Origin of the sequence: Agrobacterium sp. CFBP 3001 (genome assembly GCF_027871605.1) — a bacterium.
In the GTDB taxonomy this organism is placed as follows: Bacteria; Pseudomonadota; Alphaproteobacteria; order Rhizobiales; family Rhizobiaceae; genus Agrobacterium; species Agrobacterium leguminum.
In genome coordinates this window covers 232390-248073 of record NZ_JAQAHD010000006.1, presented here as the reverse complement: position 1 = coordinate 248073, position 15684 = coordinate 232390, and the positions used below count along the sequence as shown (strand labels likewise).

Here is a 15684-nt window from a genome sequence, read left to right as displayed (position 1 = left end):
ACACGAAGGAGAAAAACAGGAACTTGACCTCTACACCAGACCCGAAACATATCTAAAAGGCGGGTCAAATCTCGGTGGAAATACCGGGTCAGTTCTCAGTGGAAATCAACAGCTCGCTGCTCGCGAAGGCCTCCTGAATGACGCCTTCTATCTGGATCCGTTCAATGCTGGGGTAGTTGGCCGCCGACTCCGTCACCCTCACCCCCGCACGCTCAACCTGATATTCGCGGAGGACATCCAGAAGATTCGAGCGCACGTATTTCAACGCGGCCGGCGTTTCGAAAGCCGCCGGGATCTTGATCTCCTCGACGTTGAGGATAGAGCCTGCATCGGTGTCGTAGATCGCGAAGGTGATGACCTTCGGCGCGGCGCGTATGCCTATAGTGATCATGGTTCCCCCAGCCCCGGCGTCAGGATCGCTTCGCTGGCGAATCCTTGCCGAGTCGCAGGGATCTTACGTCACTGGCCGACTACAACTCAAGGTCATCTGAATTGGCCGCCCTATGGCTCCTTCGGGAAGGAATTCCTTAAGCTACAGTTTGTAAATCGCCATGCTGCGAACAGCAAAAAAGAGGAGTCGCGCCGTGGCGGGCACATGGATCCGGGTGAAGTCGAACGGTGAATACGATATCGAGGAACAGAGGCCTTGTTCTGCAGGGCTATGCTTTCGGGTGAAGGGGCCTGGCATATTCGGATCCGGCTTGTGCCGTGATCTCAAAGAGGCGGAAGACATGATCCGCCAGGCCCGAAGCAACCAACAGAACAATCGTCCAGACGATGACTCAGACGATGAGCCGTCCTTCCGACGCTAGCGCCTCGGCACGCGCAGTGCCCACTGGGTTCAGGGCGATGGCTTCCTGCCGACGGCGAATAGCCAACAATTCCTTCGGGCTGATCACATTTTCGATCAGGATCGCCACGCTGGGATGAGAGAGGTCGAGGAGGCTCCCGGCGCCGAAGCGTTCTTCGAATTCAGAGGCGCGCTTGCAATATGCTGCCAATCCGGAGAAGTCTTCCGACAACGCGCCTTGATCCTCCAGCTCCTTCAGCATTTCCCTCAGAGAACCCAGAGATCCAATACTGGCGCAGTGCTGCATTGCCTCTAGGTAAGGGATGCCCGTGATCGGTGTCACCGGAGTCGTCGTGGTGGGATTGGATACTGCGTTCATTGCCATTGATCTCCTATCTTATGATTAGAGGTCGAACGGCGGATCCGGGCAAGTTCCCGTCTCAGGCGGTTATATGGTCATAGGCCTTGCCCACCGAACCCACTCGGGTAATCATTAGGCACCATTAGATTCGGGGTTTGCGATCAAAAACTGAGTCCGCGGTTATGCTTCCCAGGCGAGTAAGAATCCGCGCTTATCGAATCTGAGTTCGTGTTTATGATTGCAGACATCGCGAAAAATGTAGTGTTTTCAGCGCTGCCGAATCCGCGGTTATGTGGCGGTCCAGACTCAGGGTCTTCAGCGTTTCATACTACCCCTGAAACAATCACAGGACACATCGAGGGTAAGCTTCAAGAGCCCCGGATGAAACGATCTGGCTGGGACTGCGTCAAAAGGCCCCTACCCGAGTGCATGAATTGGCGTTGTTGAAGCAGCCGGTTTGAGGTAGCCCTGTCCTCGATAGATTGTATCAAGTAACAGACTGGAAATACTCAGATGATGGAATGGGATTGGGTAGATTTGTTCCCCTTGGTCTTCTTTCCGTTCAAGATTATCGTGTTGGGCACGGGCATGTTCTTCGCCATCAAGTGGCATCACGATCAGGCGAAGAAGGAAAAGGGCCCTAGCGGCCCGTAAGCGCCCGCCGGTCGGGCGGCGAAAAATTCAGTTCTCATCGGATGGATGTTTTCGCGCGTGAACCGGTGCCGGGGAACCGCATGGCAATGGTTGCCGGTGCGGATGATCCGGCCGTCACGAAATGAAGATGTTGCGTTTCGCACGGTGGACATCGATTTTGCCAGAACGGCTTTCGCTTGCGCCGCATCGTCGTTGAACGCCGGCGGGGATGCCTCCCCGCCGAAACGCATGTTGGAACGGATCGCCGCTCAGAACTCCTGCCAGTCGCCCTTTGTATCGACGGCGGCATTGCCCGAAAACGCCGAGGCGATCTTGCGGCCCAGTGCACGGACCGGAGAGGCGACATATTTGTCGCTGCCACCGGCGCTGCGAACCGGCGCAGGCTGGCTTTTCGGTTGATAGGCGCCGTCGGCGAGCCGGAACTGGGAGAGCAGCTGGTTGAGCGACGCCACTTCCTTGGCGAGGCTGTGGCTGGCGGCATTGGTTTCTTCCACCATGGCCGCATTTTTCTGCGTGTCCTGATCCATCTGGTTGACCGCCGTATTGATCTGCTGCAGTCCGGAAGACTGTTCCTGCGCGACCTCCACGATGGAGACAACGTGCCGGTTGATTTCCTGCACTTCCGAAACGATGGTCGCCAGCGCCTTGCCGGTGTCGCCCACCAGCTGAACGCCCTGCTGCACCTGATCGTTCGAGGTGTTGATCAGCGCCTTGATCTCCTTGGCGGCATGGGCGGAGCGCTGGGCAAGCTCGCGCACTTCCTGCGCGACGACGGCAAAACCCTTGCCGGCCTCGCCCGCACGCGCGGCTTCCACGCCGGCATTCAGCGCCAGAAGGTTGGTCTGGAAGGCTATTTCGTCGATGACGCCGATGATGTTGCTGATCTCATTGGCGGATTTGGCGATCTGCTCCATGGCGACCACGGCGCGGCGCACCACGTCTCCGGATTGCTCGGCGCCCGCCTTGGCGCGGCTGACGATCTCGCCCGCCTCCTGCGCACGACGGGTGGAATCGCGCACCGTCGTTGTGATCTCCTCCAGAGCTGCGGCGGTTTCTTCGACAGCCGCAGCCTGCTGCTCGGTGCGCTTGGCCAGATCGTCGGCCGCAGATTTGATCTCGTCCGCGCCCGCGCCGATGCCACTGGCGTTCTGGGCCACCTTGGTCAGGGCCGCCTGCAGCTTTTCGGCGGACATGTTGAAATCGTTACGAACGGCGTCGAGCGTGGCGGTGAACGGCTGGCCGATGCGATAGGAAACATCGCCCTCCGAAAGCTTCGAGAGACCGGCGGCGAGATTGTCGACGGCGAACTTGACGTCGGCCGCTTCCCTTGCCTTCTGCTGCTCGCGCTCCATCCGGTCTTTCTCCGAGAGGCTGCGATTGGCTTCGGTTTCCTGCTCGAGACGAATGCGCTCGATGGCGTTTTCACGGAAGACCTGCACGGCCTTCGCCATCTGGCCCACTTCGTCGCGGCGCGTCATGCCGTCGATTTCCGTCGCCGTCTCGCCGCCGGCAAGCGACACCATCCGCTCGCGCAGGCGGGCGATAGGGGTTGTGATGCCGCGGGACGCCACGAACAGCGCCAGAATGATGCCGACCGCAAAAGCGACGCCGACAACCAACAGGGAGGTGAAGATGGTCGAATTGGTCTGGTCCGTCAGTTCGTCGCTTCCCTGGACGACGCCCTTGGCAAGCTTGTCCAGCAGCGCCGTCATGGCAACCGAAGTCGCGTGAATGGAGGCGTCCGCCTTGAGCAACTGGGCAGCGGATTCGTCATTACGGTTTGCCATACCAAGTTCGACAGCCTTATCCGTCATGGCGGTTATGGCCTGCGACTGCGCGATGAAGGCGTCCATGGCGGCGGACTCTTCGGGAAAAACAGTCTTCACATTATTGAGACGCTGGAGGAGCGCGCCCTTGCTGTCACTGTAGGCCTGCTTGGCGGCCTTTATCTCCGGCCCGTTCACGTCGTACGCCATGACCTGATAGGCGCCATAGGCCAGGGCAACCAGATTTCGGTTGGCACGCGCAAGCTCCACCAGAGCGGCGTTGTCGTTGGCGATAAAGAGCGAGTAGGCCGTGTCCGCTTCCTTGTAGCGGGTGGACATGAAGGCGGCGGCGCCAAGGCCGACGATGCAGAGCGGAAGAATGAGCGACAGGATTTTGGTGCGGATACTGGCGTTTTGAAGAAACGACACGGGAAACTCCTGAAATTGACGCCGCTCCTTTCCCGTGCCGGAGGTGTTCGGCAAAAATGACATTGCACGTCGAAAGCCTACATCATCAAGGCCCCGTCAGCCGGATCATCAGCCATGTCGCAGCCTGCATCATGCACCTGCCCGCAAAACCGGGAAACGACTGACCGCGACCGGAAAAAATGGAGAACAGTACTTTATAATGTTCAAATTTACTTTATATAATAACAATTATACTTAAAAACTTTAAAATTCCTTTATGCCGCATGCTGTTTCGAGCGCGCACGGAACAAAAAAACGGCAGGCTTTTCAGCCTGCCGCATGCATTTCCGATAGTGGCGTTGGAAGCGCTCGCGTCAGGCCGCCGCGCGCCGCAGCGCTGTCGCAACCGTGTGGATATGCGCCGCACCAATGCCGCAGCAGCCGCCGATCATGGTCGCGCCCGCATCCGCCCAGGAGCAGGCAAAACGGGAATAGACATCGCCGGTCAGATCGGCGCGCGTGCCATGCAGTCCTTCATTGGCGGCGGAATCGCCCTGCTCGCCTTCGAAGGCATTGGCGTAGACGCCGATTTCCAGCGAAACAGCCTTTTCCGCGAAGACGGCGGCGGCCGTCTCAACCGCGGCTTTCATGACTTCCGGCTTGCTGCAATTGAACAGAAGCGCGGCGGCACCCGATTGCGCCGCCCATTCGGCGGCCGCCTTGACCGTTTCACCGGAGCGAAGCGCGGGCTCGCCGCCGGCCGCAGCCGCATCGTCGTTGAGCGTGAAGGAAATCCAGAACGGTTTACCGGTCGCGGCAACGGCCTCGCGCACCGCTTCGCCCTCGGCGATCAGGCTGAGGGTCTCACCGAGCCAGACATCGACATGGGGCGCGAGATTGTCGACCAGCACCTTCAGATAGGCCTGCACCCGCGTGGCATCGAAATTCTGCGGCTCATAAGAACCGAAAATCGGCGGCAGCGAACCCGCCACCAGCACCCTGCGGCCGGAAGCATCCGCCGCTTCGCGCGCCAGCTTGCCGGAAAGGGCGATCAGCGATGCGCCATCCTTCTGGAAACGCTCTTCGCCGATGTGGAAAGGCACCAGCGCATAAGAATTGGTGGTGACGACATCGGCGCCGGCCTCGATGAATTCCGCATGCACCTGCCGCACGATATCGGGCGCGTCGATCAGCGCCAGCGCCGACCATTCCGGCTGTTTCAGTTCGGCGCCGAGCCGCTGCAATTCGCGGCTCATGCCGCCGTCGAGGATACGGATTGTGCTCATGGTCATACTCCCTGAATGTTTATCGCCTGACCGGCACCTGCTGTTCGACAAGGCCGAAACAGCGGGCGATGATGGCGGTGAGAATGAGATAGAAGACGGTGACGACGATCAGCGGCTCATAGACCAGAAGCGTATCCTGCCGCACCTTGTACGCGACGGCGTAGAGGTCCATCACCGTCACGGTGAAAGCAAGCGGCGTGGCCTTCAGCTGCATCACCACCTCGCCGGCAATGGTCGGCAGCGCGATACGGATGGCGCGCGGCAGCCAGATGCGGCGAATAAGGGTGAAACGGCCCATGCCGAAAGCCCTGCCCGCCTCCAGCTCACCTTTCGGAACCGCCAAGAGCGCGCCGCGCAGAACTTCCGCCTCATAGGCCGCATAATTCAGCGTGAAGCTGACGGCCGCGAAGAAGAACCCTTCGCGCAGCACCGGCCACATGAAGCTCTGGCGCAGGCCGGGGATCATCGGCAGAAGCGAGCCAACGCCGTAATAAAGCAGCCAGAGCTGGATGAGCAGCGGCGTGCCCCTGAAGAAGGTGCAATAGGCCCGCGCCAGGATTTTCGTCATCCGCCCGCCGCTCACCTGCGCAAACGCAAGCCCGATGGCGAGGAGAAAACCGATGCTGACGGAGATGGCGAGCAGCGCCACCGTCTGCCATGCACCCGAAAGAAGCAGCGGCCAATATTTCGCGACCCATGAAAAATCCATGCCGTTCCCTCCTCAGGCCAGGGCCGGCTGGCCGCGCCGCACGCGGCGCTCGATCAGCGAAAAAACGAGGTTCGAAACGAGCGTGATGGCAAGGTAAAGCAGGGCGGCGGCAAGGAAGAACAGGAAATATTGCTTGGTGCTGGCCCCGGCCAGCCGCGTCGCGAGCGCCAGTTCCTGATAACCGACGACCGCCACCAGAGCGCTGTCCTTGGTCACCGCAAGCCAGAGATTGCCAAGACCCGGCAAGGCGTTCGGCAAAAGCGCCGGCAAGACCACCCGACGGAAACGTAAGGCCGGCGACATGCCGAAGGCGCGCGCCGCCTCGATCTGCCCGCTCGGAATGGCAAGGATCGCCCCGCGCAGCACCTCGGTCATATAGGCCCCCTGCACGAAACCCAGAACCGCAACGGCGGCGACGAAACCGTTCACCTCCAGCGGCGGCATGCCGGCCAGCAGCAGCAGCCGGTTGAGACCGTCAGTCCCGGCATAATAAAGCCCGACGATAAGGATCAGCTCGGGAACGGCGCGGATCGCGGTGGTATAGAGGTTGAGCAGCAGGCCAAGAGGCCTGTTGCCCGAAAGCTTGCCGAGCGCCCCGGCCATGCCGATGGCAAGGCCGATCAGATAGGCGCCGGCGGAAATGGCAAGCGTCGATGCCGCACCCTTCAACAGGGTGCCGCCCCATCCCGGAGGATAGGGAGACAGAAGTTGCAACGTGGTTTCAAGGCTTGCCATTGATATGACCGATCAGGGCTTGCTGCCGTAGATGTCGAAGCTGAAATACTTCTTGGTGATCTCGTCATATTTCCCGCTGGCGCGGACGGCGGCGAGGGCGGCGTTCAGCTTGGTCTTCAGTTCTGTATCGTCCTTGCGCAGGCCGCCGGAAACGCCGAGACCGAGGATTTGCTTGTCGTCGGCCACGTTGCCCATGTCGGCGCAGCAATCCTTGCCGGCATCGCTCTTCACGAAGGCATCGAGAACCAGCGAGTCGCCAAAGACATAGTCGATACGGCCGGCGGCCAGATCCTGGAACGCCTCGTCCAGCGTCTGGTAGGTCTTCTCATCGGCGACACCGGCGAAATATTTCTTGTAATATTCGGACTGGATGGTGGCCACCTGAATGCCGATGGTCTTGCCCTTGACGTCTTCCGCCGCTGCACCGGGCTTTTCGCCCTTGGCGCCAATCAGCTTGCTCGGCGTGTTGTAATATTTGTCGGTGAAATCGATCACCTTCTGGCGCTCTTCCGTGTTCGACATGGACGACCAGATGACGTCGAATTTCTTGGTTTGGAGAGCCGGGATCAGCCCATCCCACGACAGTTCCACGATCGAGCATTTTTCCTTCATTTCCGCGCAGACGGCGTCCATGAGGTCGATTTCCCAGCCCTGCCACTTGCCGCTCGCATCCTTGGCGAAGAAGGGCGGATAGGCCTCGTTCATGATGCCGAAGCGCACGTCGGCGCTGGCGGTGAAGGCGGAAAACGCAAATGCCGTTCCGGCAAGCAGCGTGGCGAAAAATTTCATTCAAGTCTCTCCTGTTAAATACGGACTGTCAGGCAAAAGGGTCAATTGGTGAGCGCGCCGGTAAATTCCCGGCAGCGGGCGCTCAAGGGGTTTCCGAACACCTGCGCCGGCGGCCCCGCCTCCTCCACCCGGCCCTGATGCAAAAACACGACCTGCGAGGATACATCGCGCGCAAAGCGCATTTCGTGGGTGACGAGCAGCATGGTGCGGCCTTCCTCGGCCAGATCGCGAATGACCTTCAGAACCTCGCCCACCAGTTCGGGATCGAGCGCCGAAGTGGGTTCGTCGAACAGCATCACCGCCGGCTCCATGCAGAGCGCGCGCGCAATGGCGGCACGTTGCTGCTGCCCGCCGGATAGGAATGCCGGATAGGCGTTTTTCTTGTCATAAAGCCCGACCTTGTTCAGCAGGGCTTCGGCCTTTTCAACCGCCTCCTGCCGCCTGACGCCGAGAACATGAACGGGCGCCTCGATGACGTTTTCCAGAACGGTGCGATGGGCCCAGAGATTGAAATTCTGGAACACCATGCCAAGGCCGGTGCGCAGTTTTTCCACCTGCCGCCAGCTTTTCGGCACCGCCTTGCCGTCGAGTCCGGTTTTCGTGGCGATTTCCTCGCCATTGACGATGACGCGGCCGCGATCCGGCGTTTCGAGAAAATTCATGCAGCGCAGAAAGGTGCTTTTGCCGGAACCGGAGGACCCGATGATCGAGATGACATCGCCCTTGTGGGCCTGCAAGGAAACGCCCTTCAAAACTTCATGCGTGCCGAAGCTCTTGTGGATGTCATCCGCCTCGAGCGCGCAGGCGCCTGTATCTGCCATCGATTGACCTAGCCGATCCGTTTTTTGAGTGCCGCCGCGCCAATAGCCGGGGTTTCGCGGTGCGACGTGCACAATAACAAAGACTTGAGCCGCGCATGTTTAGCGAAAATAGCCGCAGACGCGCGCAACAATCGGCTCTTTTACATATTTGCAACGAAAAATCATTTCAAAATATCACCTGGAGCGAACGACAGGGGAAACCTGCCCTTGCAGCGGTGTCGGGACGATGCCCGCTCCACCGACGGCTCTCTTCGGTTCCCCCTCCGCCTCGTCCTCGACAAGGCTGGCATTGGCCTGAAGGTGCAGACCCATCACGGCGACGATGAGGAAGAACCAGACGAAGCCGGTGCTGAGGAAAAACAGCGTTTCCAGAAAGCCGTAGAGCAACACATAAAGCCATACGCCGACATAAAGCCGCGTCAGCGGACTGTTGCGCGTGGCCTCGTTCATTTTGCCGAGATAGTGCAGCGGCAGGAGATAAATCCACACCATCACCAGCACCAGACCCGGCACGCCACCCGCCAGCAGAAGGTCGAGATAACCATTGTGCGAATCCGGCGCGGTCGTCGCCCAGGTATTGTTCTCGGTGAAACTCGACATCAGGGCATCGCTGCGCCAGAAGGCCTGATAGCCGTATCCCAGAAGCGGGCTTTGACGGATGTAATCGATGGCGACGGTCCAGATATCCCGTCTGCCGGTAAAGCTGGCGTCGAGCCCCAGCTTCGTCAGCATCTGCGAAAAGACGGGATCGACCGTGGTGCCGACGGTCACCAGCGCAAAAACCGCCAGAAACAGGGTCACGACCGTATAACGCCAGCGCGGCCAGCGCAGGATGAACCAGCCTGCCGCAATAATGATCGGCATCAGCCCGAGCGCGGTCTTGCCGCCCGACTTGACCAGAAAGACCAGCGACAGCAACAGCACCGACAGCCCGCCGATGAAGGACCAGCGCTTGCAGAGATAAATACCGACTATAATCAACACCGCCATGACCGAGGCGGCCTCGTTCTTATGGCGGAAAACCCCGCGCCAGTCCCCCGCCAGCAGCGGCTCCAGCGCATCGCTGGCCTGATGGATCGAGCGCGAGGGCAGCACGGTGATTCCGAAATAGCACAGGAACAATATGATCAGGGCGCATGTGGCAAGCAGCGTCGTGAAATGCCGCTCGGTGCGCGGCAATTGCAGGAAGCCGCCGGCAAGCACACAGATGATGGCGGACATGACCAGCCGCCTGAGCGAAAATAGCGGCGCTTCGCCCGCAAGCGAGGTCAGGACAAACCAGCCGAAAATCGCCGCCATCAGCAGGCGCGGCATGAAGAGGATGGAAAACGACCGCTCCTTCGCCATGAAGGCCAGGAAACTGAAAAACAGGATGATCGCGGTCAACTGGTTGAGCAGGTTGGACCCGGCCGCCATGGAGGAGCCCTGATAGGTCGATGAGAGCGAGATATAGGGCGAAAAGCCGACCGTGAAAAACAGGAACGTCACGTAAAACAACACGTCCCGCCAGTAGCCACGCCCCTGTTCGCCATGCGCTGCATCCATAAGGGGTTTTTCTCTCCCTCTTTCCTGAAGCCACCCGCATTGAAACTCGTGCTTCGCATATTCGATAATACTAATATCCCGCGCAAATCCTATTTTTTAGTTATTCATGATGCACGGGGAAATAGTACCGCGATCGTGCGCTTTTCCTCGGGAAATCGGAGCCCGTAGACGCCAAACCCCAAAAAATCGCCTATAAAAATTTATCCGTATTTCATCCAAAGGTTGCTTGCTTGAGCGTATTTTGTTAACCTCAACCGATGTGGTTGATGCAGATCAATATATTGATATTAATATGGTTTACTCCAAATCCGATACTTTCGATTCCACCGGATTGCAGGTTTTATATCTATATTAATACATTCAAATATACGCTGCCTATGGTTGATTTCGTCAATGCGTAAAAAGGTGGGGGCCGACGGTGGACGTTCCGATACACACCCATGTGGACGATGGCGATAGCGGTCACTTGACACAACGCCCGGTTCAAATCGGTGTGTCCGGCATCCGCCCCATGCGCAGGGAAGACGTTCCGGCTGTCGAGGCCGTGCTCAACAGCGCTTTCAGGAAAACCGGGCAGGAGCGGAACTTCGATTTCGGCTCCTATATCGAAAAACTGTTTTTCGGCAGCCCCGCCTTCAGCCCGGAAAACGGCAGCGTTGTCTACGATGCCGGGGAGAACGGGGTCACCAGCGTCATTCTCGCCGTGCCCATGCGCTTCGTTGCGAATGGAAAAACCATTACCGCACGGCTGCTCTGCGCCTTCGCATCGGACGGGAAACGCGGCGCACTCGGCGCGGCGCGTCTGTCCCGGGGCATGCGGGCCTCCAAACACGACATGTTGTTCTCGGATACGGCTTCACCCGTCAGCGCCGATCACTGGGTGGCGACCGGCGGCAACATGCTGCCGATTGAAAGCCTGCAATGGCACAAGGCGCTCAAGCCCTTCTGCACCATCGCGCTGCGCATGCCGCGCCGTTCGAAACTGGCCAAAACCACGCTGGCGCTCGCCGCGCTCGGATTTGTGGATGGAATCCTGCGACGATGGAAAAAGGGTCTGAGACCGCAGGAGGCCGCCGGCGCTACGGTGAGAACCGTGGATTACGAAACTTTCCGCCGCAGGGCGCTCGCGATGATCGAGCGTTTTTCCATTCGCCCGGAATGGTCTCACGAGGAATTCCACTGGCTGATCGAGATGAGCAGGACCAATGAAAGCCTCGGCGAACTGAAGGGCGTGGTGATCGAGAATGCCGAAGGCCATGCCATGGGCGCTGCGCTGTTTTTCGGCCAGCGGGGCAGAACGGCCTATGTGCTCAATCTCGTCTGCGATGCCGGTTGCGAAAACGATGTCCTCAACACCCTGTTCCGCCATTTCGATGACGAGAACTATGCCCATGTCACCGGCATGGCACAGCCCTTTCTCATCAACGCGCTTTACCGCCAGAACCACATGAGCTTCCGCCATGACGGCTATTTCTGCATGGCGACGCGCGATGACGCCCTGCGGGAAAGGGCGCTGGCCGGCGATATCTATATTGGCGGACTGTGCTCGGAGAGCTGGAGCAAGCTCATCACCGACTATTGAGCCCCCCGCCCCGCCTCACGACGGAAGACGGATCGAAACCCTCAAGCCTTGCTGAACCGCCCGACATTGGCCGAGATGAGATGGCGCAGCGCTTTCGCATAACGTTTGGAGCGCGTCTTGGCCGCCAGCGCGCTGGTCCAGTCCACCATCGATCCGTTGATGTCGAAATCGCCGAGCTGGCCTTCGGGAATATCGCCCTTTTCGATGCGCTCGACGATGGAGGCCAGCGCCGCATAAAATTCCGGCGAACGATAGGGCGGATGCAGTGAATACATGCCCTTGCCCGTGCCGAGAAAATCGAGGCGATAAACACCCGTGCGCATCATGTTCGTGCTCAGCACCTCCTCGGCGGGCATCGAGACAGGCTGCTGGTTGTAGGCATAGGAGCGGATGCGCCGTTTGACATCGGGCTTGAGCAGTTCCAGCGAGCCGATGCGTTTCGCAAAACGTTCCATGTCGATCATGAAAAGCCGGGTGGAAACGGTGGCGAAACGCCAGGTGGGAATGCGCGACGGCAGCTTGCGCGGCGCAGGAATATTCTTTACGCCGGGCATGCCAACATGGCGGGAGATATCCAGATCGCCGCGCACCGTCGGCGGCCCGGAAAAGGGCGTGATGCACAACGCATCCGGATTGGCCTTCTGAAGCGCGATGGCCTCGCCGAACCAGCTCTGGCTGCCGCCGCCGAACATCATGTCGCTGTCCATATGCAGCACATAACGGGCATTGGCGCGTTTCAGCCCGTAGAAATAGACATGGAAAGGCCCGCCATCGAAAGCCTTGGCGGGATAGGGGATCGGCGAGCGGGGAAAGAAGGTTTCCGTCACGGCGCTGCGCGCCGCATCGCTGTAATCGACGATATCCACGGAGAGATGCGGATAATTGGTCTGCATTTCCTCCAGCATGTCGAAGAGACGCTGGCGCGCCGCATCGAAACCGTTCCCCTTGTAGCGGCCGGCCCCCACCTGGCCCGTATCGACGGTCAGCAGGATGCGGTCCACCTGTCCGCCCCAGACCCTGAGCTGATGCGGCAGGGTCAGGGCCGCATGCGGGGCATCGAAGGGGTGCAGGTTGATTTGCAGCGCCTTTTGCACGGGAGGAAGCGGCATTTCAGCATTCATAGTCATGCACCACGGTTCCGGAATTCATTGATGATGGCCATCATGGGTTTTTCGTTGAAACTCCAGTCCAGCGGCAGCGGCCGGTTGGCGGTGCCGTCCCGGCGCGGATAGGCCCAGCGGATCCAGCTATATTGATCCGAGATGCCCCATGTGGTGATGGAGGAAAGCGCACCGCCCGCAGAAGCCGCCTCCAGAAACTCGCGGACCTGGCCGTTGATCAGCATATCGCGTTCAGCTTCCGGTGCGGGCAGCGTCTGGTCCATCACATCCAGCTCCGTTACCAGAACGGCAAGACCGTAACTGCGCATTTCCGCCGTGAAGGCGGCAAGCTCGTCCTTGGCGATCGGCCAGCCGCCGCGCAAATGCCCCTGCAGGCCGACGGCGTTGATCGGCGCGCCCTTCTCCAGCAGTTCGAGAATGAGATTGCGAAAGGCGGCGCGTTTGGCCGGCGATTTCTCGGCGGCAAATTCCACGTCATATTCGTTGAGCACGAGCTGCGCCTTCGGATCGACGGCATGGGCGATCTCGAAAGCCTTCTTGATGGCGTCCGGCCCGGCGCCGTAATACCAGGCATCGCGCCGCGCGCGCACATTGCCCGGCACGTCGGGGATCGGCTCATTGACCACGTCCCAGCTATGGATCACGTCCTTATAACGCTCCATCACCGTGACGATATGGGTCTCCATCAGCTTCTCGACCTTCACGCCGCCGCCGATGCTCGCAAGCCAGGGCGCATTGGAGGCATACCAGATCAGCGGATGGCCGTGCATGGAAAGCTTATGCTGACGGGCGAAATTGGCGATTGCATCGGCGGCGGCGAAATCGAACGCCTCCGCCGAAGGCCGCAGGACCTCCCATTTCATTTCGGTAACGGGGGTAATGCGCGAGCAATATTTCACCACCGCCTCGCCGATGCGGCTATCGGCCGTGAGATCCGGCAGGTAAACGGCCGCGCCGTAAGGGGCGGTTTTGCTCGCCGCTTTCTTCTGTGCGGCAAAGGCCGAGCCGGCCACGGCATGCAGCAGGCCAGCGCTTGCCGCACCGCCCATAAAATTCCGCCGCCCAATCCGCATGCACCCGCCTCCGCAACCTTTATTCCCAAAACATAACATTCCGATCATAGGAAAAGGATATTAAAGATTTGCAAGGTTAACCGACGTTATACCACGTCATAATTGGCCAGACCCGCTTAATGCGGTAGTAACTTCGCTGTGCGAATTCTTGGCCCACGCCGCATGGAGTTTGAAGTCTTGGTTTCCGTTTCGATTGTCATTCCCGTTCGCAATGGCGAGCGTTACATCGTGGAAGCGATCGAAAGCGTGTTGCTGCAGGGCGAGACCATCGGCGAAGTGCTGGTGGTCGATGACGGCTCCACCGACACCACCGCACAAAAGGTGGAAGGTTTTTCCGACCCCCGCGTCAAATTGCTGGCCCGGCCGCAGGGAAGGCAGGGCGTTTCCGCCGTGCGCAATTTCGGCCTGTCGCAGGCGCGCGGCGAATGGACGATGTTTCTCGATGCCGACGATCGCCTTAAACCGGGCGCCATCGCGGCCCTTTGCGCCGGCATTTCCGGGCCGGATGTCGTCGCCGTCTATGGCGATTACGAGCGCATCGATGAAAACGGCGTCAAGATCGGCCGGCGCAATCTCATTCGCCGCCGGGAAAAACCCGATGGTTTCATCCTCCAGCCGCTGCTCGGCGGCAACTTCATCGTCAATGGCGGCATCATGCTGGTCAGGACCCGCATCTTTCAGGAATTCGGCGGTTTCGACGAGACTTTGCGTTATGCCGAAGACTGGTATGGCTGGTGCAGGCTGGCCGCCGCCGGCCGTTTCGTTTACCTGCCTGGCTGCCATGTGCTGGATTACCGCGTGCACAGAACGAGCGTGATGATGAACCGGCTTTTGACCTTCCGGGATTGCGAACCGGCAATCGAGGCCGTGTTTTCCGACCCGGCCATCGTCGCTGCCGTTTCGCCGCCGGAGCTGCGACGGCTTCGCCGCCGGTCCGAAAACCACATGAATGCCTATACCGTGGCGCAGGCCTTCCGCGCCCGCCGCTACCGCGAGGCCTTTTCGGCGCTTGCCGATACCTTCCTCAACCGCCCGCGCCAGAGCCTCAGGGCCGTCGTTTTTTCCGCCGCAGCGCTTGCCGGAATTTAGGAGTTTCCATGTCCGAGATCATGCCGGAAGCGGTGGTGTGCATTCCGAGTTTCCGCCGGCCGGAAGGCCTGAAAAAGACGCTTCGGTCACTCGCAGCCCAGAAGGTCGATTTTCCCTTCGCCATCGTCGTGGTCGATAATGACGGCGCGGGCCAGGCGGGCCTTGCGGTCGCGCGCGCCTTTTTCGCCGAAAGCGGCATGGCCGGCGAGGCATTGGTCGAACCGACGCAAGGCAATTGTTACGCCATCAACACGGCCTTCCGCACCGCCCGGCAAAGCTATGCTTCGGCTGAGTGGTTCCTGATGATCGATGACGACGAGGCCGCCTCCCCCGTCTGGCTTGCCGAAATGGTTTCGGCGGCGAAATCCTTCGGCGTCGATATCGTCGGCGGACCGGTCAACCGGGAATTCGACGCACCGGCTTCGAAGGCGGTTCTCTCGCATCCGCTGTTCGGCTCCATCGAAGCGCCGACCGGCCCCGTCGAGCAAATCCACGGATCGGGCAACTGCCTGATCTCACGGCGGGTTTTCGAGACGCTGGCGAAACCGGAATTCGACGTGCGCTTCAACTTCCTCGGCGGCGGCGACATGGATTTCTTCACCCGCTGCCGCAAGGCCGGTTTCAAATTCGCCTGGAATGCGCAAGCGCTCATCATCGAATATGTGCCGGAAAACCGCATGGCGCCACGCTGGATCATGGAGCGCTCGCTCCGAACCGGCATCATCAATTACAGCATCGACCGTGCCCGACGCCCCGGCCTGAAGGGTGGGCTGCTGCTTGCCGCCAAAAACGCCGTCAGCCTGTGCCTGTCTCTTGTCCGCGCCGTTTCCGCCTTCGTGAAAACCGGAACCCTGCTGCCAGCCACGCATCCGCCGCTGATGTCCATCGGCCGCGTGATGGCAAGCCTCGGCATTACGCTCACGCCCTACAAGGCGCCGGCGAAGAAGAGCTGAAG

15 protein-coding genes are annotated in these 15684 nt (G+C 59.8%); 4 read left to right on the top strand and 11 right to left on the bottom strand.

All coding sequences use genetic code 11. The features are described 5' to 3' along the window. Positions 1-88: 88 nt before the first annotated feature. A complete protein-coding gene (locus tag PH605_RS11100; RefSeq protein ID WP_237680918.1) occupies positions 89-391 on the bottom strand; it encodes a hypothetical protein in 303 nt (100 codons plus the stop codon). A 391-nt stretch (positions 392-782) separates the two neighbouring features. Beyond that, positions 783-1169 carry a hypothetical protein gene (locus PH605_RS11095; RefSeq protein ID WP_142844904.1) on the bottom strand — a complete coding sequence of 129 codons (387 nt, stop codon included), beginning with the start codon at positions 1167-1169 and terminating at the stop codon, positions 783-785. Positions 1170-1664: 495 nt separating this feature from the next. Between PH605_RS11095 and PH605_RS11090 the strand changes: the two genes are divergently transcribed. Beyond that, entirely contained in the window at positions 1665-1805 is a 141-nt protein-coding gene (locus PH605_RS11090) for a hypothetical protein (protein ID WP_104679577.1), read from the top strand. 248 nt (positions 1806-2053) lie between these two features. On the opposite strand, the gene PH605_RS11085 is transcribed toward PH605_RS11090, so the two are convergent. The 7 genes from PH605_RS11085 to uppW form a co-directional block, all read right to left on the bottom strand. Next, a complete protein-coding gene (locus tag PH605_RS11085) occupies positions 2054-4000 on the bottom strand; it encodes a methyl-accepting chemotaxis protein (protein ID WP_142844905.1) in 1947 nt (648 codons plus the stop codon). Between the two features lie 353 nt (positions 4001-4353). Next, a complete protein-coding gene (locus tag PH605_RS11080; RefSeq protein ID WP_271040145.1) occupies positions 4354-5265 on the bottom strand; it encodes a homocysteine S-methyltransferase family protein in 912 nt (303 codons plus the stop codon). A 19-nt stretch (positions 5266-5284) separates the two neighbouring features. After that, positions 5285-5974: an ABC transporter permease gene (locus PH605_RS11075; protein ID WP_059754423.1), complete on the bottom strand. Its 690-nt coding sequence runs from the start codon at positions 5972-5974 to the stop codon at positions 5285-5287. A gap of 12 nt (positions 5975-5986) precedes the next feature. Then, complete coding sequence (locus tag PH605_RS11070; RefSeq protein WP_078051708.1) at positions 5987-6709, bottom strand: ABC transporter permease; 723 nt, start codon at positions 6707-6709, stop codon at positions 5987-5989. Between the two features lie 12 nt (positions 6710-6721). After that, complete coding sequence (locus tag PH605_RS11065) at positions 6722-7498, bottom strand: transporter substrate-binding domain-containing protein (protein WP_065655094.1); 777 nt, start codon at positions 7496-7498, stop codon at positions 6722-6724. A gap of 41 nt (positions 7499-7539) precedes the next feature. Further along, positions 7540-8319 (bottom strand): ABC transporter ATP-binding protein, encoded by a 780-nt coding sequence (locus tag PH605_RS11060; protein ID WP_142844907.1) that lies wholly within the window; start codon positions 8317-8319, stop codon positions 7540-7542. A gap of 174 nt (positions 8320-8493) precedes the next feature. Then, positions 8494-9864: a Wzy-type polysaccharide biosynthesis protein UppW gene (uppW, locus tag PH605_RS11055; RefSeq protein ID WP_142844908.1), complete on the bottom strand. Its 1371-nt coding sequence runs from the start codon at positions 9862-9864 to the stop codon at positions 8494-8496. Positions 9865-10375: 511 nt separating this feature from the next. Here uppW and PH605_RS11050 point away from each other — a divergent pair. Beyond that, positions 10376-11446: a GNAT family N-acetyltransferase gene (locus tag PH605_RS11050; RefSeq protein ID WP_161987865.1), complete on the top strand. Its 1071-nt coding sequence runs from the start codon at positions 10376-10378 to the stop codon at positions 11444-11446. Positions 11447-11487: 41 nt separating this feature from the next. Here PH605_RS11050 and uppG read toward each other — a convergent pair whose 3' ends face one another. Both uppG and uppI read right to left on the bottom strand, forming a co-directional pair. After that, positions 11488-12567: a polysaccharide biosynthesis glycosyltransferase UppG gene (uppG, locus tag PH605_RS11045; protein ID WP_065655097.1), complete on the bottom strand. Its 1080-nt coding sequence runs from the start codon at positions 12565-12567 to the stop codon at positions 11488-11490. 2 nt (positions 12568-12569) lie between these two features. Beyond that, the gene (gene uppI / locus PH605_RS11040; protein WP_142844909.1) at positions 12570-13640 is read right to left on the bottom strand and encodes a polysaccharide biosynthesis UDP-hexose transferase UppI; all 1071 of its coding nucleotides are present in this window, start codon (positions 13638-13640) and stop codon (positions 12570-12572) included. A 177-nt stretch (positions 13641-13817) separates the two neighbouring features. On the opposite strand from uppI, the gene uppH reads away from it, so the two are divergent. Both uppH and uppJ read left to right on the top strand, forming a co-directional pair. Then, positions 13818-14729, top strand: a complete 912-nt coding sequence (uppH, locus tag PH605_RS11035) for a polysaccharide biosynthesis endo-1,4-beta-xylanase UppH (RefSeq protein WP_233283546.1) — start codon at positions 13818-13820, stop codon at positions 14727-14729. Positions 14730-14737: 8 nt separating this feature from the next. After that, the gene (uppJ, locus tag PH605_RS11030; protein WP_003520569.1) at positions 14738-15682 is read left to right on the top strand and encodes a polysaccharide biosynthesis UDP-hexose transferase UppJ; all 945 of its coding nucleotides are present in this window, start codon (positions 14738-14740) and stop codon (positions 15680-15682) included. Positions 15683-15684: the final 2 nt, after the last annotated feature.

What these genes read in the sequence shown, in the direction of transcription:
- PH605_RS11100 (WP_237680918.1), bottom strand. Translation starts at nt 391, where the DNA reads ATGATCACTATAGGCATACGCGCCGCGCCGAAGGTCATCACCTTCGCG.
- PH605_RS11095 (WP_142844904.1), bottom strand. Translation starts at nt 1,169, where the DNA reads ATGAACGCAGTATCCAATCCCACCACGACGACTCCGGTGACACCGATC.
- PH605_RS11090 (WP_104679577.1), top strand. Translation starts at nt 1,665, where the DNA reads ATGATGGAATGGGATTGGGTAGATTTGTTCCCCTTGGTCTTCTTTCCG.
- PH605_RS11080 (WP_271040145.1), bottom strand. Translation starts at nt 5,265, where the DNA reads ATGAGCACAATCCGTATCCTCGACGGCGGCATGAGCCGCGAATTGCAG.
- PH605_RS11075 (WP_059754423.1), bottom strand. Translation starts at nt 5,974, where the DNA reads ATGGATTTTTCATGGGTCGCGAAATATTGGCCGCTGCTTCTTTCGGGT.
- PH605_RS11070 (WP_078051708.1), bottom strand. Translation starts at nt 6,709, where the DNA reads ATGGCAAGCCTTGAAACCACGTTGCAACTTCTGTCTCCCTATCCTCCG.
- PH605_RS11065 (WP_065655094.1), bottom strand. Translation starts at nt 7,498, where the DNA reads ATGAAATTTTTCGCCACGCTGCTTGCCGGAACGGCATTTGCGTTTTCC.
- PH605_RS11060 (WP_142844907.1), bottom strand. Translation starts at nt 8,319, where the DNA reads ATGGCAGATACAGGCGCCTGCGCGCTCGAGGCGGATGACATCCACAAG.
- uppW (WP_142844908.1), bottom strand. Translation starts at nt 9,864, where the DNA reads ATGGATGCAGCGCATGGCGAACAGGGGCGTGGCTACTGGCGGGACGTG.
- PH605_RS11050 (WP_161987865.1), top strand. Translation starts at nt 10,376, where the DNA reads ATGCGCAGGGAAGACGTTCCGGCTGTCGAGGCCGTGCTCAACAGCGCT.
- uppG (WP_065655097.1), bottom strand. Translation starts at nt 12,567, where the DNA reads ATGAATGCTGAAATGCCGCTTCCTCCCGTGCAAAAGGCGCTGCAAATC.
- uppI (WP_142844909.1), bottom strand. Translation starts at nt 13,640, where the DNA reads ATGCGGATTGGGCGGCGGAATTTTATGGGCGGTGCGGCAAGCGCTGGC.
- uppJ (WP_003520569.1), top strand. Translation starts at nt 14,738, where the DNA reads ATGTCCGAGATCATGCCGGAAGCGGTGGTGTGCATTCCGAGTTTCCGC.